30 protein-coding genes and 1 other RNA gene are annotated in these 23,273 nt (G+C 56.7%); 12 read left to right on the forward strand and 19 right to left on the reverse strand.

What is annotated here, in order from left to right; genetic code table 11:
* Window positions 1–67 precede the first annotated feature (67 nt).
* The 5 genes from C8N31_RS03130 to C8N31_RS03150 form a co-directional block, all read right to left on the reverse strand.
* Window positions 68–487, reverse strand: coding sequence for an HIT family protein (locus C8N31_RS03130; protein ID WP_025049185.1), 420 nt, complete (start codon window positions 485–487; stop codon window positions 68–70).
* A 61-nt stretch (window positions 488–548) separates the two neighbouring features.
* Complete coding sequence (locus C8N31_RS03135; RefSeq protein WP_025049184.1) at window positions 549–1,031, reverse strand: hypothetical protein; 483 nt, start codon at window positions 1,029–1,031, stop codon at window positions 549–551.
* Complete coding sequence (gene acuI / locus C8N31_RS03140; protein WP_025049183.1) at window positions 1,028–2,014, reverse strand: acryloyl-CoA reductase; 987 nt, start codon at window positions 2,012–2,014, stop codon at window positions 1,028–1,030. The genes C8N31_RS03135 and acuI overlap by 4 nt, the downstream gene beginning before the upstream one ends.
* A gap of 99 nt (window positions 2,015–2,113) precedes the next feature.
* Window positions 2,114–3,217 (reverse strand): dimethylsulfoniopropionate demethylase, encoded by a 1,104-nt coding sequence (locus tag C8N31_RS03145; protein ID WP_025049182.1) that lies wholly within the window; start codon window positions 3,215–3,217, stop codon window positions 2,114–2,116.
* Window positions 3,217–3,726 carry a DinB family protein gene (locus tag C8N31_RS03150; RefSeq protein ID WP_025049181.1) on the reverse strand — a complete coding sequence of 170 codons (510 nt, stop codon included), beginning with the start codon at window positions 3,724–3,726 and terminating at the stop codon, window positions 3,217–3,219. Before C8N31_RS03150 ends, C8N31_RS03145 begins: the two co-directional genes overlap by 1 nt.
* Window positions 3,727–3,932: 206 nt before the next feature.
* Here C8N31_RS03150 and C8N31_RS03155 point away from each other — a divergent pair, with 206 nt between their 5' ends.
* From C8N31_RS03155 to ssrA, 3 genes are all read left to right on the forward strand, one after another.
* Window positions 3,933–4,667 (forward strand): FadR/GntR family transcriptional regulator, encoded by a 735-nt coding sequence (locus C8N31_RS03155; RefSeq protein WP_025049180.1) that lies wholly within the window; start codon window positions 3,933–3,935, stop codon window positions 4,665–4,667.
* A 133-nt stretch (window positions 4,668–4,800) separates the two neighbouring features.
* Window positions 4,801–7,803: a methyl-accepting chemotaxis protein gene (locus tag C8N31_RS03160; protein ID WP_025049179.1), complete on the forward strand. Its 3,003-nt coding sequence runs from the start codon at window positions 4,801–4,803 to the stop codon at window positions 7,801–7,803.
* A 45-nt stretch (window positions 7,804–7,848) separates the two neighbouring features.
* Window positions 7,849–8,198: a transfer-messenger RNA gene (ssrA, locus tag C8N31_RS03165) on the forward strand.
* Window positions 8,199–8,231: 33 nt separating this feature from the next.
* Here the strand turns inward: ssrA and C8N31_RS03170 are convergent.
* The 6 genes from C8N31_RS03170 to C8N31_RS03195 all read right to left on the reverse strand — a co-directional run bounded on the left by C8N31_RS03170 (window position 8,232) and on the right by C8N31_RS03195 (window position 10,835).
* Window positions 8,232–9,308 carry a tyrosine-type recombinase/integrase gene (locus tag C8N31_RS03170; RefSeq protein ID WP_025049178.1) on the reverse strand — a complete coding sequence of 359 codons (1,077 nt, stop codon included), beginning with the start codon at window positions 9,306–9,308 and terminating at the stop codon, window positions 8,232–8,234.
* On the reverse strand, window positions 9,301–9,543 hold the full coding sequence (locus C8N31_RS03175) for a helix-turn-helix transcriptional regulator (protein WP_025049177.1): 243 nt from the start codon (window positions 9,541–9,543) through the stop codon (window positions 9,301–9,303). The genes C8N31_RS03170 and C8N31_RS03175 overlap by 8 nt, the downstream gene beginning before the upstream one ends.
* Window positions 9,543–10,073, reverse strand: coding sequence for a MerR family transcriptional regulator (locus tag C8N31_RS03180; protein ID WP_025049176.1), 531 nt, complete (start codon window positions 10,071–10,073; stop codon window positions 9,543–9,545). Before C8N31_RS03180 ends, C8N31_RS03175 begins: the two co-directional genes overlap by 1 nt.
* A gap of 105 nt (window positions 10,074–10,178) precedes the next feature.
* Window positions 10,179–10,382: a hypothetical protein gene (locus C8N31_RS03185; protein WP_025049175.1), complete on the reverse strand. Its 204-nt coding sequence runs from the start codon at window positions 10,380–10,382 to the stop codon at window positions 10,179–10,181.
* Window positions 10,379–10,606 (reverse strand): hypothetical protein, encoded by a 228-nt coding sequence (locus C8N31_RS03190; protein WP_025049174.1) that lies wholly within the window; start codon window positions 10,604–10,606, stop codon window positions 10,379–10,381. Before C8N31_RS03190 ends, C8N31_RS03185 begins: the two co-directional genes overlap by 4 nt.
* Window positions 10,607–10,661: 55 nt before the next feature.
* The gene (locus C8N31_RS03195; RefSeq protein WP_081785719.1) at window positions 10,662–10,835 is read right to left on the reverse strand and encodes an Arc family DNA-binding protein; all 174 of its coding nucleotides are present in this window, start codon (window positions 10,833–10,835) and stop codon (window positions 10,662–10,664) included.
* A 100-nt stretch (window positions 10,836–10,935) separates the two neighbouring features.
* Between C8N31_RS03195 and C8N31_RS03200 the strand changes: the two genes are divergently transcribed.
* On the forward strand, window positions 10,936–11,331 hold the full coding sequence (locus C8N31_RS03200; protein WP_081785718.1) for an Arc family DNA-binding protein: 396 nt from the start codon (window positions 10,936–10,938) through the stop codon (window positions 11,329–11,331).
* A 20-nt stretch (window positions 11,332–11,351) separates the two neighbouring features.
* Here C8N31_RS03200 and C8N31_RS03205 read toward each other — a convergent pair whose 3' ends face one another.
* Window positions 11,352–11,612 carry a hypothetical protein gene (locus C8N31_RS03205; protein ID WP_025049172.1) on the reverse strand — a complete coding sequence of 87 codons (261 nt, stop codon included), beginning with the start codon at window positions 11,610–11,612 and terminating at the stop codon, window positions 11,352–11,354.
* A 295-nt stretch (window positions 11,613–11,907) separates the two neighbouring features.
* Window positions 11,908–12,507 (reverse strand): hypothetical protein, encoded by a 600-nt coding sequence (locus tag C8N31_RS03210; RefSeq protein ID WP_025049171.1) that lies wholly within the window; start codon window positions 12,505–12,507, stop codon window positions 11,908–11,910.
* A 648-nt stretch (window positions 12,508–13,155) separates the two neighbouring features.
* On the opposite strand from C8N31_RS03210, the gene C8N31_RS20195 reads away from it, so the two are divergent.
* Window positions 13,156–13,341: a hypothetical protein gene (locus C8N31_RS20195; protein ID WP_146173097.1), complete on the forward strand. Its 186-nt coding sequence runs from the start codon at window positions 13,156–13,158 to the stop codon at window positions 13,339–13,341.
* Window positions 13,342–13,385: 44 nt separating this feature from the next.
* Here C8N31_RS20195 and C8N31_RS20260 read toward each other — a convergent pair whose 3' ends face one another.
* From C8N31_RS20260 to C8N31_RS20265, 6 genes are all read right to left on the reverse strand, one after another.
* A complete protein-coding gene (locus tag C8N31_RS20260) occupies window positions 13,386–13,736 on the reverse strand; it encodes a hypothetical protein (RefSeq protein WP_025049169.1) in 351 nt (116 codons plus the stop codon).
* 154 nt (window positions 13,737–13,890) lie between these two features.
* Complete coding sequence (locus C8N31_RS03225; RefSeq protein ID WP_146173098.1) at window positions 13,891–14,265, reverse strand: hypothetical protein; 375 nt, start codon at window positions 14,263–14,265, stop codon at window positions 13,891–13,893.
* 220 nt (window positions 14,266–14,485) lie between these two features.
* Complete coding sequence (locus C8N31_RS03235) at window positions 14,486–15,871, reverse strand: phage major capsid protein (RefSeq protein WP_025049166.1); 1,386 nt, start codon at window positions 15,869–15,871, stop codon at window positions 14,486–14,488.
* 160 nt (window positions 15,872–16,031) lie between these two features.
* Window positions 16,032–16,283: a hypothetical protein gene (locus C8N31_RS03240; RefSeq protein ID WP_025049165.1), complete on the reverse strand. Its 252-nt coding sequence runs from the start codon at window positions 16,281–16,283 to the stop codon at window positions 16,032–16,034.
* 434 nt (window positions 16,284–16,717) lie between these two features.
* Window positions 16,718–16,966, reverse strand: a complete 249-nt coding sequence (locus tag C8N31_RS03245) for a hypothetical protein (protein WP_037918740.1) — start codon at window positions 16,964–16,966, stop codon at window positions 16,718–16,720.
* Window positions 16,963–17,109 carry a hypothetical protein gene (locus C8N31_RS20265; RefSeq protein ID WP_156026912.1) on the reverse strand — a complete coding sequence of 49 codons (147 nt, stop codon included), beginning with the start codon at window positions 17,107–17,109 and terminating at the stop codon, window positions 16,963–16,965. Before C8N31_RS20265 ends, C8N31_RS03245 begins: the two co-directional genes overlap by 4 nt.
* Window positions 17,110–17,474: 365 nt before the next feature.
* Between C8N31_RS20265 and C8N31_RS03250 the strand changes: the two genes are divergently transcribed.
* From C8N31_RS03250 to C8N31_RS03280, 7 genes are all read left to right on the forward strand, one after another.
* Window positions 17,475–18,620 carry an amidohydrolase gene (locus C8N31_RS03250; protein ID WP_025049163.1) on the forward strand — a complete coding sequence of 382 codons (1,146 nt, stop codon included), beginning with the start codon at window positions 17,475–17,477 and terminating at the stop codon, window positions 18,618–18,620.
* Window positions 18,621–18,747: 127 nt separating this feature from the next.
* Window positions 18,748–19,563, forward strand: coding sequence for a chromate resistance protein ChrB domain-containing protein (locus tag C8N31_RS03255; RefSeq protein WP_025049162.1), 816 nt, complete (start codon window positions 18,748–18,750; stop codon window positions 19,561–19,563).
* Window positions 19,560–20,813, forward strand: a complete 1,254-nt coding sequence (gene chrA, locus C8N31_RS03260; protein ID WP_025049161.1) for a chromate efflux transporter — start codon at window positions 19,560–19,562, stop codon at window positions 20,811–20,813. Before C8N31_RS03255 ends, chrA begins: the two co-directional genes overlap by 4 nt.
* Before the next feature lie 70 nt (window positions 20,814–20,883).
* Entirely contained in the window at window positions 20,884–21,363 is a 480-nt protein-coding gene (locus tag C8N31_RS03265; RefSeq protein ID WP_025049160.1) for an SspB family protein, read from the forward strand.
* A 114-nt stretch (window positions 21,364–21,477) separates the two neighbouring features.
* Window positions 21,478–22,869 carry a class II fumarate hydratase gene (gene fumC, locus C8N31_RS03270; protein ID WP_025049159.1) on the forward strand — a complete coding sequence of 464 codons (1,392 nt, stop codon included), beginning with the start codon at window positions 21,478–21,480 and terminating at the stop codon, window positions 22,867–22,869.
* Window positions 22,866–23,042, forward strand: coding sequence for a DUF4169 family protein (locus C8N31_RS03275; RefSeq protein ID WP_025049158.1), 177 nt, complete (start codon window positions 22,866–22,868; stop codon window positions 23,040–23,042). The genes fumC and C8N31_RS03275 overlap by 4 nt, the downstream gene beginning before the upstream one ends.
* Window positions 23,039–23,263, forward strand: coding sequence for a ribbon-helix-helix domain-containing protein (locus C8N31_RS03280; RefSeq protein ID WP_025049157.1), 225 nt, complete (start codon window positions 23,039–23,041; stop codon window positions 23,261–23,263). Before C8N31_RS03275 ends, C8N31_RS03280 begins: the two co-directional genes overlap by 4 nt.
* Window positions 23,264–23,273: the final 10 nt, after the last annotated feature.

The following is a 23,273-nucleotide window of genomic DNA, read 5'->3' on the forward strand; positions in this document are numbered from 1 at the left end:
CCAAACAAAAGAAAAAAGCGGCGTCCGGGAAATCGGGCGCCGCCTTTGCATTCAGATAGTTCATTCCTCAGTTGAGGGCCGCTGCGATCGCCTCTGCGTGGCCTTTGATCAGATCCATATCCCCCATCGTGCCCGCAGGTCGCATGCGCACCCCCTCATGGCGCGGATGGATGTGGAAATGCAGGTGAAACACCTCCTGCCCGCCTGCCGCTTCGCTGAACTGTTGCAGAGTGATGCCATCGGCGTCAAAAGCCGCCTTGGCCGCATTCGCCACCTTCTTGACTGTCGCCATACAAGCGGCCAACTGCTCTGGCGTGGCATCCAGAATGTTGCGGCACGGGGTTTTGGGGATCACCAAACAATGCCCGTCGCTGCGCGGCATGATATCCATAAAGCAATAGGTCGCATCGTCCTCATACACCTTGAAACTGGGGATTTCCCCGCGCAGGATCTTGGCAAAGATATTGTCGTCGTCATAGGCGGTCATTATGGTCTCCTGATCTCTTTGCCCCTGTCTAAAGCGAAGGTGACCCGCCGTCGAGACACCCCTAGACCAACCGCGCCCGCGCCGCCCGCAGCAAAGACCGCGCGTAAAAGCGATGCAGCGGCACAGTGGCCCGCACCAGCCAAGGCAAATCATGTCCATCCCGCGGCACCACCGCGGATCCAAACAGCAACCGCGTGCCGCCCCCTGCAATCTCATCCACCGCCAGGTAAGATCGCGTATGCCCGCCCAGATCACACATCAGGATCTGGCCGTCCCCGCGCCCTTCCACCGTCCATGCGGCATAGGCCTCCGCTGTGCCAGCGGCCACCGGCGCAATGTCCCAATTGACGGGTTTGCCCCGGAGATGCGCCCGCAACACCAGTTTTTCCAACCCAAAGAGCCAACTGCCGTAAAACGCATCCAGAAACGCAGGCAGCGCCACCTTTTGCGGCAGCGCTGTCTCAAAACAATCGGTGTAGCACCCCGCCCGCACGGCATAACGCTGCAACAACGCATCCGCCGGCAGGATGCAGGCGCGGATCATCCCGCGTTCACATCCACAACCACACGGCCCTGAACCTGCCCCTTGAGGATATCCGCCCCAAGCTGCGGCAGATCGGCCAAAGTGGCCGGGCGCACCATCGCTTCCAACTTCTCCATCGGCAGGTCTGTCGCAATCCGCTCCCACGCCCGCAACCGGTTGTCATAGGGCTGCATCACGCTGTCGATGCCCAACAGGTTCACACCGCGCAACAGAAACGGGATCACCGTCGCAGGCAGGCCCGCACCGCCCGCAAGGCCCACCGCCGCAACACTCGCGCCATATTCCATCTGGCCCAGAACCCGCGCCAACATCGCGCCGCCCACCGCATCCACACAGCCGCCCCAGGTTTCGCCCTCAAGGGGGCGCTTTACCGTTTCGTTCAACTCTTCGCGGGCTACGATCTGACTGGCCCCCAGATCACGCAGATAGCCTTCGGTCTCGGGCCGCCCGGTGACCGCCGCCACCTTGTACCCCAGATGCGCCAGAATTGCGGTTGCCACAGAGCCAACGCCGCCCGCAGCCCCGGTCACCAACACCGGTCCCGCCTTGATCCCGTGATCCTCCAGCGCCATGACCGACAACATCGCCGTGAATCCGGCGGTGCCGACCGCCATCGCCTGCCGCGTGTCCAATCCCGCAGGCAGCGGCACCAACCAATCGGCCTTGACCCGTGCCTTTTGAGAATAGCCGCCCCAATGCGCCTCGCCCACACGCCAGCCCGTCAACACCACCTTATCGCCCGGCTTGTACCGGTCATCATCCGAGGCCTCGACCGTCCCGGCAAAATCGATGCCCGGCACATGCGGATAATTGCGCACCAATCCGCCGCCCGGCCCGATGCACAAACCATCCTTATAATTCACTGTCGAATACTCGACCGCCACCGTGACCTCTGCCTGCGGCAGCTGATCCAATGTCATCTCCTCAACAGCAGCCGAGGTTTTGCCATCCTCATCCTTGTTCACAACCAGTGCTTTAAACATCACATTCTCCATTCCGGGGATCACCCCCTTATGCCTTTTTGGCTCTAAATATTCCGGGGGTGCGGGGGCTGGCCCCCGCTCCTGCCCTCTGATCTTGTCTCAGGCCCAAAAGCCCTCTCGCACCACCGCACCGCGCTTGCCACCCGGCGTTTGCACCTGCAACCGCGCGCCCGGCTCCCAATGGTCCTTGCGCACCATCGCAACGGCAACATTGGTCTGGTAGTCCGGTGACCACACTGCGGAACTGACATGCCCGACCTGCCTGCCATCGTCAAACAGCGGCCAAAGCCGGTCACAGCCTGGCACCGCATCCCCCGCAATCTCCATTGCGCGGATCTGCTGCACCGGCCCTTCTTCGGCGCAGGCTTGCAAGGCAGAGTGACCAATGCAATTGGCCTCCGGCCCAACCTTGCAGAACCGGTCCAGCCCGCATTCGAACGGCGTGTTGGCGCGGGTCATGTCATTGCCATAGCTCAGCAGCCCGCCTTCAATCCGCTCAATCAGGTTCGGACATCCGGCCCGCACATCCAGATCCTGCCCCGCCTCCATCAGAGCAGTCCAAAGCGGCATGCCCAGATCACTCCCCTCTAGGTAGATTTCAAATCCGCCCTGTTTGGAATAACCAGACCGCGCCACAACCAGGGACCGCCCCTGAAAATCAAAGCGGCCAAAGCGGAAGAACCTCACATCGCGCACTGTCTCGCCAAAGACCCGCGCCATCAGATCATCCGCCAGCGGCCCCTGCACCCCAAGCGGGCTGACGTCAGGCTCTTCAATCGTCACGTCCAGATCGCGGCCATAAGCCACGCCCTTGACCCAAAGCAACAGATCGCTGTCCGCAATCGAAATCCACCACCGATCCTCGGCTAGCTTGACCGCAACCGGATCGTTCAACATACCGCCCGCCTCATCCACAATCGGCACATAGTAGCATTGCCCGACCTGCATCTTGGCCAAGGGGCGCGGCGTCAGCAATTGCATCAGCTGTGCCGCGTCAGGCCCGCGCAGCTCTACCTGCCGTTCACAAGAGACATCCCAGATCTGAACGGCCTTTTTGAGGTGGTGATAATCCGCCTCAACGCTTTCAAAGACCGTTGGCAGCAGCATCCGGTTGTAAACGGTATAGGCCTTAACGCCCGCCGCTTCGACGCCGTCAGAGAAGGGCGTACGCCGCAAACGGCCAGAAGGTGAAATAAGCGCCATCAAGTGTCCTCCGGCATAAAAAGAAGATCGCTTACCGGCGCTTTTTGACCGGCAGCAGTGAGCATTGCATGCACCTGACCCCGGTGATGGGTCTGGTGGTTAAAGTAATGGGTGATGCAAAGCGAAAGTGGCGTCTTAACTTCTTTGTCCATCGTTATGGATTTCCACGTTAATTCCCCCAGCAGGTCGATCTGTTTGAGGCTTTCTGCCCAAGCTATGATCCGATTGTCACATCGAAAGCTTTCTGAAGACCAAATTGAAATTGTTTTATACAAATCAACGAATTGTGACGCACTTTCAATCTTTGGAAAATCCCCACCCGCAAAACGGGACAACCACAAGAGGTCCCCCCAAAGCAGATGGTTCAAAGTCCCTTTTATAGAGCCGAAAAACGCCCCGCGATCACGCTCAAGCTCCGCATCATCCATTTGTTTAAGTATGCTGTATAACTGACTGTTTTGCCATAGGTTATACCTCGCCGTGACCTTCACATAATCGGGTGTAATCACATTAAGTCCTCCACTTATTTATTCATTTTCAGTGCATTATCGCACTCTTCTCATTCATGACATGAATAGAGATCTATTCTTGCCACCCTATCCTCCACCAGATGCGACCGGTTCTGCCGGTCCAAACCCCAAGGGCCTTTCCAAACCCCGTCAATTTCCCTAATGTCAGACAATTGATAATCCGGCAAACTTTAAATGTAAGACATATGAAAATTGACCCCGAAAACCCGGCAGATTTGCCGGTTCAGATCGCCGCTGCCATTCGTGATGCTATTGTGACGGGCCGCTTGATCGTCGATCAACGCCTCCCCACCGAGGCAGAGCTGGCAGACAGTTTTGGCGTCTCGCGCCCCACGGTGCGCGAAGCCCTCAAACGGCTCGCCGCGCAATCCTTGATCCGCACACAGCGTGGTGCGACGGGTGGTGCCTTTGTCAATCGCATCACATTTCGCGCCGCACAGCAACAGCAGATCACAACCTCTACCCTTTTGCTGTCGATGAATGACGTCAGCTTTGAGACGGCTTGCGAGGCGCGGTTTGCACTGGAGCGCGCCTGCGCACCCCTCGCCGCGATGCGCCGCACCGATGCACAACTGAGCGCGATGCAAAGCCAGATCGACCGCCAGCGCAGCGCCAATTTAAGCGACGAGGCCTTCTGTGCCTCCGATGTCGCCTTTCACCGTGCCCTTGTTGATGCTGCCGGAAATCCGGTTTTGTCCTACCAGCTTGCTGGCGCGGTTGAGGCCATGCAGCCGCTGATGAATATGATCACCTTCACAGCCCGGTCGCGGTGCAGGGCGGCTGATTTGCATCAAGAGATTGCAGATGCTGCCATGGCCCGTGACGCGGAGGCGATCAACTTGGGATTGCAGGCGCTGGAACGTGAAACCCTCGAGCTGGGACGCGATGTGTTCGCGGCCCGCGCCGGGAAAACACCCTGACGGCCATATCTTGTGCCCCGCCCCGGGGGCCGCGCAAACCTTTCTTAATCTTCATGCCCTAGGGCTGTGCCTGTTGCCCGGTCCCGCCACTTTGCGGACGGGCACACCATGAAGATTGAGAGACGCATCCCAGATGAAGACACTGCGCATTTCGGCCAAGCTGCCTTTGATCATCGTCGGCCTGTGCTGTTTGGCCGCGGGCGCCATGGGCCTGATGGCAGTGAGCGCGGCGCATGACATTCTGGAAAGTCAGGCCCGCACACGGCTGTCCAGCATTGCACAGGCGCAAATCGCCTCAACCGAGGCGGCGCTGAATGCGATGCGCGCCAGCATTGTGTCTCAGTCAAATTCGCCTGTTTTCAGATCCACCATGACATCTCTCATCGGCGCGGCAGAGGCGATCCCCGGCGACAAGACCGAATATCTGCAGACCCGCTACATCACCGAGAACGAACATCCCTACGGCCAACGGCAGCTCACCGATTTTGTTAAGGGGCGCGATGCCTACAACCGTGCACATCGAAAGGCGCATCCCTATTTCCGGTCGCTGACGGAAAAGAACAATTTCGCCGATTTCTACCTGCTCGATGAAAAAGGGTACGTTCTTTATAGTGTCATGAAGAACGAGGACTACGCCGTCAACCTGGCCGACCCCGCGCAGGCTGACCAAGGTTTGGCGCGGGTCTTTGCGCGGATCATGACCGATCCTGAAAATGCGCCGCAGTTCGTGTTTGAGGATTTCAGCGATTATCCGCTTCGGGGCTCACCCTATTCCGCCTTCATGGCGACGCCCATTTTGGCGTCGAATGGTGCGGTCATCGGTGTTTTTGCCGTACGCATTGAAACTGCGGCCCTGCAACCTTCCGCAGCTGCGGCAGAGGGGCTTGGGCAATCCGGGGTCTTGTTCGCGGTTGGGGGCGACGGCCGCATCCGGATCGGTTCGGGCGCCGGTCTTGATGCCGGAGCGCAGCAAGAACAAACAGGCCCAAACGGTCCCGTCGCCAGTGCGCTGTCAGGATCGCAAGGGGTCCAAACCGACGAAACCGCGCAAGGCACATCGGTCATTTCGGCCTTCGGTCAGGTTGAATTTGCAGGCAGCTCATGGGCAATTGTCGCGCAACAAGACACCGCCGAGCTGTTTGCACAGGCCAGTATTCTGGAAAAACCAGTCATTGAACGCGGTGGGTTGCTTTTGCTTGTCGCCGCTCTCATCGCGATTGTGGTGTCAAAAAGCCTGACGCGCCCGTTGAACAAGGTGCGCCAATCCATGATCTTGGTCGCAGAGGGGGATTTGACAGATCGCGGGCCAGCGGCCCGTTCCGGCGATGAGATTGGCGATATTGCCGTCACCTTGGACCGTTTGCGCCGCTCCTTGCTGGAGGCCCGCAGCACCGAAGAACGCGCCGCCGTGCTCAGCGCTGCACTACAAGCCGCCAGTGCAAGTTTGATGATCGTCGATGAAAATCTGACCGTGGAACACACCAATGCCGCGGCCAATACCCTGCTCGACACCCTTGTTGCAGGTCATAGTAGTGACGACGGTTCGAGCGGTGTCGACCTTATTCAGATCCTTGGCGACCAAGCCGAGAGCGTCCGGCAAATCGCTCAGGGCCGCATCACCCACGAAACCATCGACCTCGCGTTTGAAGACCGCCGCTTGTCATTGGCGCTCCGCACCCTTTTTGACGGCGAAACGGCTTGTGGCGCAGTGGTGGAATGGATCGACCGTACCGCTGATTTCAGGAAAACGGCCCTGCTGAATGCGATTGAACATCGGCAATGCATCATCGAGTTTTCACCAGACGGAAAAGTCACTGATATCAACGCCAAACTGGAAAACCTGTTGTGCGGCGACAGCGGCGATTTTGCCGGTCGCGATGTGGCTGAAATGTTGGTGCTGGACCCGACCAAAGTCACACATCCGGACGGCTTTTGGCCCGGAGTGCTGGATGCGGGCGCGGTCTGGGGTCAATTCCTTGTGCAAGGCGCAGCAGGCCACCAAATCTGGCTGGATGGCGGGCTGACCGTTGTTACCGATGATCAGGATCAGCCGCTGACGGTTGTTATGATTGGCAATGATGTCTCTCAAGCCCGCAAAGTGATGGAAACGGCCACCGCCGAACAGGAACAAACCGCCCAAGACCAACGCGCAGTGGTGACAAACCTTGGCAATGCGCTCAGCCGGTTGGCCGAGGGTGATCTGACCGCATCCATCCATCAGGCCTTTACAGGTGAATACGACCAACTGCGCCGCGACTTTAACAGCGCGGTTGACGGGCTGTGCCAAACCATGAGCGGCCTTGTGCGCAGCTCTCACACCATTGACAGCAGTGCGCAAGAGGTCGCCAGCGCCAGTGACGATTTATTGACACGCACAAACGCGCAATCCGCAACATTGGCCGCAACCGCACAAGACATCAGCCAGACCACCCGATCCTTGACCGAAACCGCCGAACGGTCCCAATCCATCAGCGATATGGTCTCGACCACCCGCGAAAGCGCCACGACATCCAGCCGCGTGATGGGCGACGCGGTTGTCGCCATGGACGAGATTGAAAAATCCTCTGCTGCGATTTCGAACATCACAAAATTGATCGAAGAAATTGCCTTTCAGACCAATCTTCTGGCCCTCAACGCCGGGGTTGAGGCCGCCCGCGCCGGCGAAGCGGGACGCGGTTTTGCTGTGGTCGCAACCGAGGTCCGCGCCCTGTCCCAGCGCAGTTCAAACGCCGCCGCTGACATCAATTCAGTCATTGCCCAAACCACCAAACAAATCTCTCAGGGCGCAGAGCTGGTTGCCCGTGCAGGCAAATCGCTGGATGAAATCCTCGGGAAAATCAGTGATATATCCGTGCAAGTTGTGGATATCGCAAAATTCTCGACCGACCAGAGCCAAAGCCTGTCGCAGATCGACACCGCTGTGCGCGAGTTGGACGGGGTCACGCGCCACAACGCGCAACTGTTGTCTGACACCACCCAAATCAGCCGCGCCTTGAAGGCCGAAGCCGATGGTTTGGTCGCCGCAGGGGCAAAATTCCAGATATCTGCCCTGCCCGGGCCATCAGGCGCAGGAATTGCCCACCGGGGGCCAAGCAATGACAACCTAACAGAAAATCGAACACCGCTTGCTGGTTGATCACATCTGCCTCGCGCCTCGAAAATGCAAGATTTTCGACAGCAACCGTTTGCAAAGGCCCATCTGCACCCCTATATTCAAGATGTCCCTCGGGACTATGAACATAAACGCGCTCGTAATACGCGGATCGGACCCGGGGGCGGTACCCGGCGGCTCCACCAAACATCCTTCATTTGGGGATCATGGGGCCGAAATAGGATCGACGAACGTCTAAAGGGGTTAGCTTTGTTTCGGCTGTCTGCCACCGTTATCGGCGAAAACTGTACAATTGCAAATGACAATCGTGCTCCAATGGCGATGGCCGCGTAAGCGACCGGAACTGTTGAAATCTTAAGTCCTAGAGCTTTGCAGCGCTAGGCGGGGTTCGCAGGTACCTGGCAACAGAAACCTGCACTCTTCTTCCATCTTGTTAAGCTCTTGATATCGCATTATTTTTGCTTTCCATTTTCCAAGTGTTTTACAATCTTATCTTCGTTCTGTTCTCGGTATTCCCTCAAGATCACTTTGCCGCTGGCCTTACGGTCAGCGTATCGGCTGTAGTGCTCGATCATCTCTACGGACATTCCAATCATGTCTGATATTTGTTGGGCAGTTTTGCCTTCTGCGCGCACACGGATCACTGCATTGGCCCTCAGGCCATGCGGTACTGCCCCTTGCAGAATGGGGTGCTTTTCACGTTCACGATTGAACGCTTTCCACATTTGGTTGGGACTGAAAGGCTTCCCGGCATTCTTACCTGATTCCTGCAACAAGTAAGGACCGGGTCGGCGCTGCCATGTAGCCATTTCCCGCTCAAGTTCCGGGAAAATGGGACACCAAGGATTCGCACCCGTCTTTTTCTGGGTAATGCTGAAACCGCCTTCGTCAATATCGTTTGGGTTCAAGCGGACTGTATCGCTGATCCGCTGGCCAGTATAACGGCTTAGGAAGAAAAACCGACGCAGCGCCCCAGTGAACACGCGCTCTCCAAACTGTAACTGCTCTTCCGTCCACGGTTCATGGCCTTTGCCTTTTGGGAAGCGCTTAACGCCGTGGGTCGGATCATGCCTCAACAGGTCAACAGGGCCATTTGCCCACGACACCATTGCCCGCAGAGCGTCCAGTATGTTGTTCGCCGCTCCCGGCTTTTCCAAGCCAATCTTCCGGATCAAAACATCAACATGCTTTGGGCGCAGTTCACTGGCTTGTAGATCGCCCCATGCTTTCCGAATTGGTTTTAGGTTCCGCCTGTATTGCGTCTTAGTCCCCTCGGAGAGTTTCCTTTGAAGAGACGGCCACGCGCATTCATAGGCGTCAATCAACGCCCCTATCGTATCGGTTGGCGTAGGGCCAAATGACCCTTGCGCCTGCCGGACTGCATTCCAAAATTCTGGTGATTGGGGATCATTAGGCAGCTTGATACGCTCCCCCTCGTGAGGCGTCCCCCTGCCCTCTTGATAGTAGAAGTATTCGCGCCCTCTGGACGTGATCTTGTGAACATGGCGCGGCAAAGAAACCTTAGACATTACCCACCCCCGCCATGAATGGATCATCGCCGCTTGACGCCTGTGCGGTCAGGTGGGCCGAAACGTCAGCCCAAGACCACCGAACCGAACCGCCCCACTTGAACGGCTCAGGCAACAGCCCCCGTTTTACGTACGCATCAACAGTGGACTCGCTCATATCCAGCTCAGCCGCCAATGTGGCTTTTGAGACAAAGGACGGTGGACGATCACCGAAGATTGCAGGGCGATTGTTCATTAGCTATCAATGCCCTCATAAACTGCGTCCAGCACATCAGAAGCCTTCCAATCCATGTTGTCACAGACGCTCTGAAAGGCCTTGGAAACGTTCAAAGCGATGTACCCTTTCGGGCGGCCAAGGGATTGCTGCAACTGATACATTTCTCCGCTTGCCTTTGGTTCAATCCGCACTTTGTGCTTATCACCTGCGACAAAGAGATATGTATCGCCTTCCCGATAATGGCTGGGATAAGCACTCTTCCGGGCTGGGGTGCCGAGACCGGGATTTTTGTCATGTCCGATGTGAGTGAACATAACCGCTGCCCGGAATGCATCGGCTGGTGTTTTGACACCAATTTCAATCAAACTTGCCGCCAACCTAATCTGCATAAGGTTTTCCCAAGTAAACTCCCGCTGCCGCCCCTTGCCTTCGCCACTTTCATAGCCTGTGATCAGTTTACGGCTTGCGCAGTTCTGGATGAACTTCGCCGTAACACCGGTCGCCTTAGCAACTTCTTTGGATGGATATGTCTGCTCATGAGGTAGCATTTGGGTCAAATTCCTGTTTTCAAGATCAAGCCGTTTATAAGCTTATAGCTAGCTTTTATCCACACAGCAAGACCAAAACTCAAGACGAGTTATCTACCCTCTCCCCTACGCCGCCCGCTCCTGAGCATCCATTTCGGCAAAGATGGCCTCAAGGGCATCGCCAATGCCAATGATGGCACTGCGCAATGCGGCCAGTTCAGTGCCGTGTTTGATGGGTTCCTGAACGAACTGCCAATTCAAGATTTGCAACGCCCGTACAAGGTTTTCTGCATAGGCAAGGCGGGTCTCTGCATCATGTTCCCCCTTCATGCCACCGCCTCCTGCATATTCACGCTGTCCAGATCGCGGTTGAGTTTTTCGGCCCGATCATGCGCCATTTCCACAACGGTCATTGTGTCTTGGACATTGCTGGTGAAGGCCATCGCCATCACTGTGTTGAGCAAGTTTTCAATCACCATCGCATCATCCTGAAGCTGCTGTCTGGTCTTGGGGTGTGCGGGATCATTCGCCTGAACGGCGTTAATGTCGGTCATGTTGTTCTCCAGTGTTTAGGTTGCTTGGGATGCCGCCCTGCGGTCTTTCGCTTTTTCAGGCTTCTGCGCTCTCATTCCGCACTGCCTCTCTCAATGTGATCAGGATATGCGTGTTCATGGACCGCCCCATAACGCCCGCTTCGGCCTTTATTTCGTCACGAAGGTCTTGCGGAACACGCAATGCAATCTGCACAACGCCTTTCCCCGCCCTTCCCTGTATCTCTGTCATTCCATCTCCAATCCGTTACTACGATAGTTGCGACACTACAGTAATTCATTTGACGATCAAGAGGAAATAGCACAGTAGTGTCAAAAATTGTGAGGTTACTATGGTTCAGTCTAGAATCGGCTCCGGCAGCACAGTTGGCATGATGGTTCGACTGCCCGAAGATCTGAGGGATCGGATTAAGGATGCAGCCGAGGCAAATTCTGTTTCGATAAACTCCGAGATTGTTGAATTGCTCGAAAGATCATACCCGGCCCTTCCGCTGTTTCTGCGCAGCATGGTGACCAAAATGCACAATTTGTCCTTCACCTTGAAAAAGGCGAAAAGCGTCTCCGAACTGAGCGCGGCGCTTGATGAGATGGAACGACTTCAGTCCTACTTTAAAGAAATGCTCGAAAACCAAGATCAGTATGAAAAGCTGTCCGGCGTTGATCTAACCGTGCTGTTCAACAGGAGAATGGGGCCATCTAAAGACGACCCAAAAGACCCTTCTGAATAGCCCCTTCAGCCAGTGGTATCTCAAACCTTCCCTTGAGAAAGGCTTGCCCTTTCGCCTTGTTCGTGGATTTCATCCCGGCGCAGGCCAATGTCAGATGCTGTTGCAGGTTTGGCGTTGCCGCCTACAACGCCAAAATCCTTGGACCTATTGCCAGTCGCAACCTCGCCCCGATCCTGCGCGGCGTCATATTCCTCTGCCAAACGCATTTCGGCACGGGCACGGATTACGTCACGGGCTTCCTCGGATACCTGTTCGTCGCGGGCTGTGGCCTTGTTGACCATGCGCTTTGATACGCCCGTTGCCTCGGCAGTTTCTGCGGCGAATTGTCTTGGCTGACCGGGGCCAGTAATAGTGGGAACGCTGTTCCCAGTATTCCTCACCGCCCAAAGCTCTTTCCGCTTCGCCAGATGCTCGGCCTGCTGGGTTGCAGTCAATTCAGACCGCATTAGATTTTCGTCAGCTTCGGTCGTTCATCTCCCGCAGTTCGGCTAAGAAAGCCTTCATAATCGCTGTTACGTATCCGCCATAACCTCAAAAGTTTGAACGAGGTTCCCATAGGGGCGACTCGGAAAACAGTTATTTTGAAGGACAGCCACTCATCACATATTCTAGATCACTCTTATTTTTCCGTAGGCCTGCAAAAGTGTGGCGATGGCGCGCGCCTTGATAATCAACAACTTCCAAAACCAGCTTTTGGGCTTCCGCCAAGCTCTTTCTGAAATCCCGATAATTGTCAGGAAGGAATGCTCCGTTGTTTCCCGTAGAACCAAACCAGTTCTCGGAGATAGGCTCTGCACTGTCAAAACGATAGCGTACCTTGATACGTCCAGAAGTATTTACAAATGTTCTTTTGTAGAACGAGACATTGTAACCGCCCTTTTCTGTACAACTTACACTAAGCACAGCGGCATCTCTTTCACCTACTTTTCCAGCCTCTTCCAAGTAGACCCATGAGAGGGTTTTACCCGTAAACTCATCAGTTCTGGTCAAGATCACCCACCCATCGCCAGATACCTCGGCCTGTTCTGGAATCTCATACCCATGTAAGCGATCATAGCACTCTAAACGAGCTGCATCGCTCTCAACCTTGAGACAAGTATCAATTTCTACGGTGTCCTGCGCAAAAGCCAGAACAGGTATGTTGCACAAGGCAAAGCAAAATAGCAGCGTTCTCATAAATCACCTTAGTTATCTAGTTTTTCTCAAAAAAAGGCATTGGCTAAATGCTGATGTCAAGGCTTAAACTACAGATCTCAAAGACAAATCCACTGCAAAACGAGCTTCCATTTTTCCTGTTGCAACAAATTCAGCGCTAGCTGGTCTAGCAAGTAGAGCCAAGAACAGAAGGCTAGAGATTACGCAAAAAAGTGTTTTGTCAGTGACGGCATTCGATTTGTCTCCTCAGCTGAATGCCCTCCAGAACTCCGCGTCCATGCAGTTCGTCATCATTCTCAAATCGACCCAAGGCAAAAATGCGCCCTTCATCTATTATGCCTTGCGGGATAACTCTCTGCGCAGACAAGTTAGACAATTGTTCAAAGATGCGCTGTAACTTCATGCTCAACACCTAACTCTGACGCGCGCGGAACGGAAGGGGCGCAATCTGCTTCCGCAGCGTCCCTGTTACGGGAACTGTTGCGGATAGACCCCCACCCCCTTCAATTCACAGGGCCAGAGGTAGGGCGCAATGCTATGGGGGGGATTGACACGCTCACACATAGCGATAAGGCATTCACATTTTTGCCCCCTAAAGCTCCCTTGAACCATCTCGGCAGCTTTCCTACAGTTCAACTCAAGCGTGATAAGGGGCAGAAGGAAACCAGCATGGCTGATTTTAAACCGGAGAAAGACAAGGAGAAGCTGAAGGAGGACCTCTGGAGGGTCGGCACAGCTTTACACAAGGGGATCAAAGGGGAAGTCGATAAAGAGACATCAAAGAACGCTATGGGGAACATAGCTCTCTATCTCGGCCTGTTCGCTGTCTTCATGCTCGTCATCTTTATATCCTGACCTGCGGTCGGGGAAGCTCCCTATTCTATGCGCGTAGCTGTTGTCTAAGCATCAAACCTCGCAAACGGATCATCTTCTGGTTCGTCAGGTGGCTGCGCCACCTTCTGCCGATCTGTGGGCGTTGCGCCCAGCTTGCCTAAACTTGTGTTCGATGCCGCCAGCAGAGATGCAGGGATAGGTTCGCCTAGTTTCATCAATGTGCGAACCTGACCAATGGCGATAGCTGCCACCTCAACCGCAATTCGGTCCTCACGTTGAAGCCAATCCAAACTGCCTACCAGATCGTGCCAAACATCCTTGCAGTGTGTGTTGAGGTGCTTAGGCGGATCACCAACGGGTTCCCCGCTTGTGCTTGGCTCTGAGCGGCCCCGGTAACGTTGCGGATCTTTCGCCATGGCCCCTGTCAATTTGGCTTTTGAAAGCGGTGTCTTTGGTCTCGGCATATATCTAATTTCCAGAATGTTTGAAGTGCGGACACATGAACATGTGGGGGCGACGGGTTAACACGTAGTCATCCATAGAGATTCGCCCCCCCTTCTCGTTCTGTGTTCAATTCAAAAATTCATCAGCGGGATCAGATGGCGCATCATCATCAAACTTGATCCGCGTCCTGTCTGTTGGGGTGCCGCCCATGCTGGACAGGCAAAGCCGCAACTGGGCAAAGACACCAATCGGACAATCCGGTTGTGTAATCAGTACAGACAGCCGTGCCGCCAATCCAAGAACACCCCGGTCAGATTGCACCAGCCAAGGCATATCTTCGGCCATTTCCAGCCATGCAGCCCGCTCCGCATCGTTCAGCCTGTCAGGGGGCGCACCAAGCGCCTGTGAGGGCGGTTCTGTGCGATCTGCAAACCGTTCGGGGTGTTGCATTGCCTGACCCGTGAGCTTTGCCACAGCCAGTGGTGTGCGCTTCCTTGGCATGATCCTAAATCCTCTGAATTGGCGTTTTGAAAGTTTGGTTCCAGCGACCGGTACCCAGTGGGGACACCTGAGAAGCCGATAGACCCCCTCCATCCATATCCATGACGGAGAGGGTCAGCACCTTGCCGGATTGAACGCCTGCGAAAGCACGGGGCAGCGCATCCGGCTTATCGTTGTCGGGCTGGTGTATCGCCCTCTTCAAAGAATGCCCCATGTGTTCTTATGCCGCCTGACCAACACCCGTGAGCGTGTAGAACGCTGCTGGGTCTTCAACTGCGATATCCGCCCGCATGTGGGCAATCATCGTGTATTGCAGGTTGCTGATGTACTTCGGTCCCTTGAACAACTCGACTTGGATGTTCGATCGGATGCCAACCAACAGGTGTGAGAAGTTACCGGCGATGATTGTACTTTCATCGGTGCCAGTGCCACCATTCACCGGGATCTGCGTGGTTGTCAGCATTGGAATGCTTGAGACCGCAGTCGGTGCCATGAGCGGCTGGCCGTCTGTTGCCGCCAGATCCACAAAGGAACCTTCATCACGCGGGTGCATGATGTACGCTGACACCGGACCACGGTTGGCCGTAAGGATGCCTGTCCGCGCCTTGCTCAGATTGGCATAGCTGGCAATCTCTGCGTCCTGCGCAAAGGTGCCGATACCGCTTGTGCCGACCACGCCCTGTGGTTCTGGTGCCGTCCCGCTGCCGATCAGTGCAACCCGATCAAGTTCCTGCGCCATCGCAGCGGCAAGGATTTGAGGCAATGCCGTTGCAAGGTTGAGGCTGTCGGCCATCAGTTCGGCAGAGATATCAACCGCGACTGCAAGGCTGCGTGGTGTCAGCACCACCGCCCCGAATGTGCCGTCACTGTTGGCTACCGCGCCTGCCTCTGCCCGCCACGCTGGGGTGGGATCAGTCAACACCTTGGCAATGGTATTGCTGTCGCTGGTCAGTGGCACCGTACGCGCCCCGGCCTGCATCACAACACTGTTGGCCCGTGCCTTGTCGATCAGTTCCGAAGAGAGAACGTCCGGCACCGTGTAGCCGCCAGCGCTGTCTGTGGCTTCCGCCAATGCACGGCGCTCTGCGTCGGTCTTATCGCTGACCACCATGGCGCGGAGAAACTGGCCCGCGTTCATGCCCCGAACATGCTCAGGCACCTCCGACCGGGCCTGCGCCCATGAGCGGAACGACTGATCAGACCGCAATGCAATGTCAGTGGTTGCTGGCAGATCACCATGTGACCCATCGGAGTGAACAACGCCGGTTGGAAGATCTGGACGCTTGGCCAGCAGTTTCTTGGATTCCGCTTCACTGCGCGGTTCGCGACTGCCTTCCTCGGTGCGTGTGTCCTGCTCATCACCAATGGCGTTCATGAGGTCCAAGAACGCATCTACTGCGCCCTCGGTTGCGCTCCGATTGTCATCGGTCACTTGATCTAGCACCTCACGCGATGTGCGACCCGCATCTGATGCGATCTTACACAAGTCGCGCCACTCCAGCTTGTGAGGTTCAATATCGTTAATCGACTTGATGTTGTGACGGCGATGGAAATTCAGGCTCAACTTGCGAGCGCTGACTGCCTTTGTGTCATCTGTGATGTTCATTTCTGTTATCCTTTTCGGAATGCCAGAACGCGCAAAAGAACGCCCCGGCTAGGGTTGGTTCTTTCACGCTCAGCCATCAGCATTGCGGGAAAAGGTTTGTCAGGATGCGCCATCAGCGCCGATCCGTTATCTGTAATGTTATTACATTGCGCATCGCCAGTCAACATCTGCCTACCACGCCTGTGTGGGCAAGTTCCCGAACTCCAACTTTGGAAAGCGCCCGCATGATCGTGTCTGGCCCCTCCACCTCGGCTTGGAGTTGGATTGCCGCGATAAGAAAAGCTGCATTGAAGAACCGGATATCTCCGCCCTCTGCTTCCAGATCCGTTACCGCCTGCGCAAGCAGATCAGACACCCGCTGCATTTCGATCTTCATCTTCTGCTCGTTTTTCACCTTATTATATGTCAGCATTGCTTACCTATCTGATTTGAGTACAACCGGCACCCGCTACTGTCCCCCATATGCAAAGGATGATCCCTTGCTTGGTTGACAGACCTACGCTTCCTGATCTGTATCCACGCGATGCCCTTACTCTCCGGAAAGGGCCAAGCCGTTGTCCGCTGGGTTTTCTCCAGCCCCGTCCTTTGCAGCTTTGCTCCGGTACGGTCCCCGATTTACATCGGTGGGTTCCTTAGTCGCGTTTCTGAGCGGCCTAGTAGGCACCGGTTCCGCTCGGAGTGGGTTAAAAGTTCCCAGATCATCTCCCCGCCGATTTCGCTCGACGGTCAAAAGCTAGAGCGTGGCCTACGTTCTGTGATCTGCCCCGGCTGGGTATGCTCACTATGAACGCAGGCTGTTGCTTCACCCGTCACGCCACCACCGCTCAAAGGCGGCGCAACGGGTGATCAGCTTTCGATCAGTTCAAGATCGCCCCCATCATCGCTGCCTTGGGCGAACAGGTCTGAGACCAACCCGCGCATGACAGACAGTTGTTTGTGGGAAGGCGTCCAGTTTCTGCGCCGTGACTGTTTGGAAACAGACAGTGCAAAATCCTTGGCCCATGATTTCTCAGCATGGAGCGCAACGCTCGGCATGAAGAACAACAGGCGTTCAATCTCGGCAGCGGATGCCATCTGGCGGGGGTGGAAGCTCATCCGAACACCTCCCCGTTCACGACACCGAACACGGCGGCAGAGGCGGTCTGATACGCCGTTTCATCGTCCAGAGAGACAAGGGCCGAATAGGCCAACGCGGCCCGCTCACGCTTTGTCAGCCGCGCCAGCAGGATCAGGCTCAACCCGTCCCATGCTGCCGATGTGCCGAGGGTCAGCGCATAGCCTATTGCTTTGGCGACACGTTTTGCAGTAGTGTTTGCGGGTGAAATGTCGCGTTTCGCATTACCAATTGCGCCGTGTTCCCCTGTCCGGGACGCGGCGTTTTTGTTTGGCCGCTGGTCTCTGACTGTTTTACAAGTTCCAACATCGTTCTTGGCTTGTTCACCAAATGTCGGATCAACGCTGTAAACCGCATCATGCTGATTTAGCGGGCGAAAGTGCTGAACAGGCAGAAACCTGCACTTTCCCCCCCTTCAGGTTCTACTGCGGATTGTTCGCCTTGTGACTTTGCGCCATGGTGGCGCAAATTGAACTTGAGGTCATTGCCTTGCTGACAAATTCCGATCTGGTGGAGCTGACCGCATTCCGCCGCGCCCTGCACCGCCGCCCTGAAATCTCTGGCCAGGAGGCCGAAACCGCCCGCACTATTCAAACCGCATTGGGTGATCTGACCCCAAGCCGCGTCCTGACCGGTTTGGGCGGTCATGGTGTCGCGGCCATCTTTGACAGCGGCCAACCCGGACCGACGGTTCTGTTTCGCGCAGAACTGGATGCCTTGCCGATTGAAGAACTCTCGGACGCGCCTTGGGTGTCCGAAATCCATGGCAAAGGGCACCTGTGCGGTCATGACGGCCATATGACGATGCTGCTGGCGCTGGGGCGGATGCTGTCGCGGCAACCGGTGCAAAAGGGTCGCGTTGTCTTGATGTTTCAACCCGCCGAAGAAGACGGCAGTGGCGCACGGGCGGTGGTTGCCGATCCGGCATACAGCGAGATTACGCCAGACTGGGCCTTTGCCATTCACAATGAGCCGGGAAAACCCTTTGGGCATGTCTCTACCCGCGCGGGGCTGATCAATTGCGCCTCATTGGGCCTGCAAATCCGGCTGAGCGGCAAAACCGCCCACGCGGCAGAGCCCGAAGAGGGCCGATCCCCCGCCCCCGCGGTGGCCAGTCTGATCCCTGCTTTGGGGGCTTTGGGCGTTGGCGGCGCGTTGACCGATGATTTCAAGCTGGTGACCATCACCCATGTCAACATTGGCGAGCCGACCTTTGGCATCGCGCCGGCGGATGCCGTGATCAATGCCACCCTGCGCACCGCCCGGGACGACGGTCTGGATGCGCTGCAACAAGCCGCCCGGCAATTGGCAACAGAAGCCGCCAAGCAGCATAACCTGAATGTTCAATTCGAGGTATTTGACCATTTCAACGCCTCGATCAACGATCCGGAGGCCGCCGCCCGAGCCGTTGCAGCGATGGATGCAATCGGGGTTTCCAATGACGACAGCGGCCTGCCCATGCGGGCCTCGGAGGATTTTGGCGTCTTTGGTTGGGACGCAAAAGCCGCCATGCTCTGCCTCGGGCCGGGGGTTGATTTTGCGGCCCTACACAACCCCGACTACGACTTCCCGGATGATCTGATCCCCATCGGCGCCGCGATTTTTGAACGGATCGCACGGGACCTGTTGGGATAGGCGCAAGTCCTGCGCCGCTTGACAAGGCGGCCCATCAATGATGGTTTGACCTCATGGGGAGCAACCGCGAACGCCCCGTGAGGCGCCAGCCAAAAGTTCGCATGTATCCACCAAAAGGACGCATGCCATGGCTGCCCCAAATGAAATCACCGTTCCCCAACTTTTGCGCCTGATCGGGCTGCCCGACGCGCCTGTGATTGTCGATACCTCGATAGATCCCGATTTTGCCGATGATCCCTACCTCATTCCCGGATCGTTCCGGCACCCCCATACCGACATTGAAGGGCTCAAATCCCGCTTGGGGGGACGGGCCTGTGTGATCACCTGCCAAAAGGGTATCAAGCTCAGCCAAGGACTGGCCGCGTGGTTGCGGCACGACGGGATCAAGGCCGAATATCTCAAGGGCGGCATGTATGGTTGGCGCGAACATGAGGCCGCGCCGCGCATTCCCTTTGCCGCCATTCCGGCACCCGTGGAGGGCAGCACACTTTGGGTGACGCGGCACCGGCCCAAGATTGACCGGATCGCCTGCCCCTGGCTCATTCGCCGATTTGTTGATCCGTCTGCGCGGTTTCTGTTTGTATCGCCCGCCGAGGTGAAAGGCGTGGCAGATCGCTATGGCGCAACGCCGTTTGATGTCGAGGATGTGTTCTGGTCGCACAGAGGCGAGAACTGCACCTTTGACACGATGCTGGATGAATTTGCCCTGCACACCGATGCCTTGGACCGATTGGCACAGGTGGTCCGCGCCGCAGACACGAACAGGCATGACATGGCGTCGCAAGCCGCTGGTTTGCTTGCCCTTTCTGTTGGGTTGTCTCGCCAATACCGCGACGATCTGGAACAGCTTGAGGCAGGTCTGGCACTTTATGATGCGCTGTTTCGCTGGGCGCGGGATGGATCGGACGAGGGCCACGACTGGCCTGCGGGATCACGGCAATGAGCGCACCAAACTGGGCGGAGATGACCCGCATCTTTGGGCGGATTGGCCTGCTTTCGTTTGGCGGTCCCGCCGCACAGATTGCCCTGATGCATCGGGAATTGGTAGAGGAACGACCATGGCTGGATGAAGACAGCTATCTGCGGGCGCTGTCACTGTGCATGCTCTTGCCCGGCCCCGAGGCGATGCAGCTGGCCACCTATGCAGGCTGGCGGATGCGCGGGGTCGCGGGCGGATTGTTGGCCGGACTGCTGTTTGTGGTGCCGGGGGCGATTGTGATTGCAGTGCTGGCCCTGGGTTATGCCTATTTTGGTCAATTGCCTTTGGTGCAGGCGGCGTTTCTGGGCATCAAGGCGGCGGTGATCGTCGTGGTCTTTCAGGCCCTGCGCAAGGTTGCGGGCAAGGCACTGCACGGGGCGCAGGGATGGGCGCTGGCGCTTCTGTCATTTCTGGCGCTGTTTGTCTTTGGCTTGCCGTTTCCCTTGATCATCCTTGCCGCTGGCCTTTGGGGGATGTTTGCCGCGCAAAATGCAGCGCGCCCCCAGACCAATGCCAATCCCCCTGCCCGCGCGGCGCACAGCCTGCGCACCATTGCAATTTGGGGCGGCCTTTGGGCCGCGCCCTTGGTCGCGCTTTGGGCTCTGGGCGATCAATTCCTGCTGCAACTTGGGCTGTTCTTTTCCAAACTGGCGGTTGTAACCTTCGGCGGCGCCTATGCGGTTTTGGCCTATATGACCCAAACCGTCGTGCAGGATTTTGGCTGGATCAGCACCGATCAAATGATCGATGCGCTGGGTCTGGCCGAAACCACCCCCGGCCCGTTGATCTTGGTGACAGAGTTTGTCGCGCTGCTCGCCGGATTTGCCCAATCGGGCGTCACGGGGGCAATTGCGGCCGGTCTGATTGCGCTTTGGGTGACCTTTACCCCCTGTTTTCTGTGGATCTTTCTGGCCGGTCCCTACCTCGAACAGATCAGCGCTCAACCGCGCCTTGCCGGGGCGCTACAGGCCATTACAGCGGCCGTGGTCGGGGTGATTGCCAACCTATCGGTCTGGTTTGCCCTGCATATTCTTTTTGATCAAATCCGCAGCGACACCGCATTGGCGATACCGATACCAGAATGGAGCAGTTTCAATGGCTTAGCTGCTGCTTTCACCATCGCAGCGGCCATTCTCATGTTGGGCTTGAAACGGGGTTTTGTCCTCAGCATGACGCTTTTGGCATTGGCCGCGCTGGTCATCGCACTTCTTTAAGGTAGCCTCTTTCCCTTGGCGGCAAATGGCGTATGCTATCCCAAGCCCGAGCGCCAAACCGGAGATGAGGATGAGCCGCGAGATCGACTACGGTAACCTGATGCATGATGCCATGCGCGGTTTGATCCGCAATGTATTGCTCGATGTGGCCGCGCACGGTTTGCCCGGCAATCATCATTTCTTCATCACCTTTGACACCGCCCATCCCGACGCAGAACTGGCCGATTGGCTGTCTGATCGCTATCCCGGTGAAATGACCGTGGTGATGCAGCATTGGTATGACAATCTTGAGGTCACCGAAGAAGGGTTCTCGGTCACGCTCAATTTTGGCGACGCGCCAGAGCCGCTTTATATCCCCTATGATGCGATCCGCACCTTTGTGGATCCGTCGGTGGAATTTGGCCTGCGCTTTGAACAGCAAGAGGGCGAGGAAGAGGATGCCGATGCACCGGCGCCCGCGCTTTTGCAGGAACATGAGGACGAGCTTGAGGTCGAAGAAGAGACCCCAAAAGACGCCGAGATTGTTTCACTGGATTCCTTTCGGAAGTAACTTTTCCCTGCGACGAATGCGACCAACCGCTTTGCGTTAGCGCCATCGCAGATTGCACTGGCTTGCGCAGACCGCTACACCGCCTGCAAACGCCCACAACGCAGGAACAGCATCATGGCCGATACGCGCACAGAGACCGACAGCTTTGGACCTCTGGAGGTCCCCGCAGACAAATATTGGGGCGCACAGACGCAACGCTCGATCATCAACTTTCCCATCGGATGGGAACAGCAGCCTGTGGCGATTGTGCGGGCGCTGGGTGTGATCAAAAAGGCCTGCGCCGCGGTCAACCTCGAATTTGGCGATCTAGATGCCGCTTTGGCCCCTGCCATTCAGCAGGCCGCGCAAGAGGTGATCGACGGCAAGTTTGACGATAACTTTCCGCTGGTGGTTTGGCAGACAGGGTCCGGCACCCAGTCCAACATGAACTCCAACGAGGTGATCTCGAACCGTGCGATCGAGATTTTGGGTGGCGTTATGGGGTCCAAATCCCCGGTGCATCCAAATGACCATTGCAACATGGGGCAATCGTCCAACGACACGTTCCCAACCGCGATGCATGTGGCCATCGGCATGGTCGCCCGTGATACGCTGCTGCCCGGATTGCGCAAATTGCACGCCGCGCTTGAGGCGAAATCAGAAGAGTTCAAAGACATCATCAAGATCGGCCGCACCCATACGCAGGATGCCACACCTCTGACGCTGGGGCAGGAATTTGGCGGCTATGCCCATCAGATGGCCAAAGGCATCGCGCGGGTTGAGGCCTGTCTGCCCGACATTTACGAGCTGGCCCAAGGCGGCACGGCGGTTGGTACCGGCTTGAACACCCGCAAAGGTTTCGCCGAGAAGGTTGCGGCAGAGATTGCCAATATCACCGCCCTGCCCTTTGTCACCGCCCCCAACAAGTTTGAGGCACTGGCCGCCCATGACGCCATGGTGATGTTCTCCGGCGCGCTGAAAACCGTCGCTGCGTCGATGTTCAAGATCGCCAATGACATGCGGCTGCTGGGCTCTGGCCCGCGCTCGGGTCTGGGGGAACTGATCCTGCCAGAGAATGAGCCAGGATCCTCGATCATGCCGGGCAAGGTGAACCCAACGCAGGCCGAGGCACTGACCATGGTGTGCGCCCATGTGATGGGCAATGACGCGGCTGTCGGCTTTGCCGGATCGCAGGGGCATTTTGAGCTGAACGTCTATAACCCGATGATGAGCTACAATGTGATCCAGTCGATGCAATTGCTCGGCGATGCCGCCAGCAGCTTTACCGACAACATGGTTGTGGGCACGCTGGCCAATGAGGCGCGGATCGACAAGCTGATGAAAGAAAGCCTGATGCTGGTGACAGCGCTGGCCCCGACCATCGGTTATGACAATGCCACCAAGGTGGCCAAAACCGCCCACAAGAACGGCACCACCCTCAAGGAAGAGGCGATTGCACTCGGGTTTGTGGATGCGGAGACCTTTGATAAGGTTGTGCGGCCGGAGCAAATGATCGGTCCTAAATGAGCACACCCATCAACCTGAACAAAGTGCGGAAAACCCGCGCACGCGTCGAAAAGAAGGCGCGTGCGGAGGAAAACAGCGTCAAGTTCGGGCTGACCAAGGCCGAGAAAGACGGACAAAAGGCGGCGGCAGACAAGGTTGTGCGCTTTTTGGACGGGCACAAGCGCGACCCATGAGCGGGCGGCCCGTCAAACATTCCGTTACACTCAAGGGCCATCGCACGTCGGTGTCTCTGGAGGATGAGTTTTGGCGCGAGTTTCGCGCCATCGCAGGGCAACGCGGCGTGCCGATCAATGCGCTTGTGGCGCAGATTGATGCAGAACGCGGGCTGGATCTGGGACTGGCCTCGGCGATACGGCTGTTTGTGCTGCGGTCGTTAAAGGAACGTTTACCTTGAAGGCATAGCG

Source organism: Sulfitobacter mediterraneus, assembly GCF_003054325.1.
Taxonomy (GTDB): Bacteria; Pseudomonadota; Alphaproteobacteria; order Rhodobacterales; family Rhodobacteraceae; genus Sulfitobacter; species Sulfitobacter mediterraneus.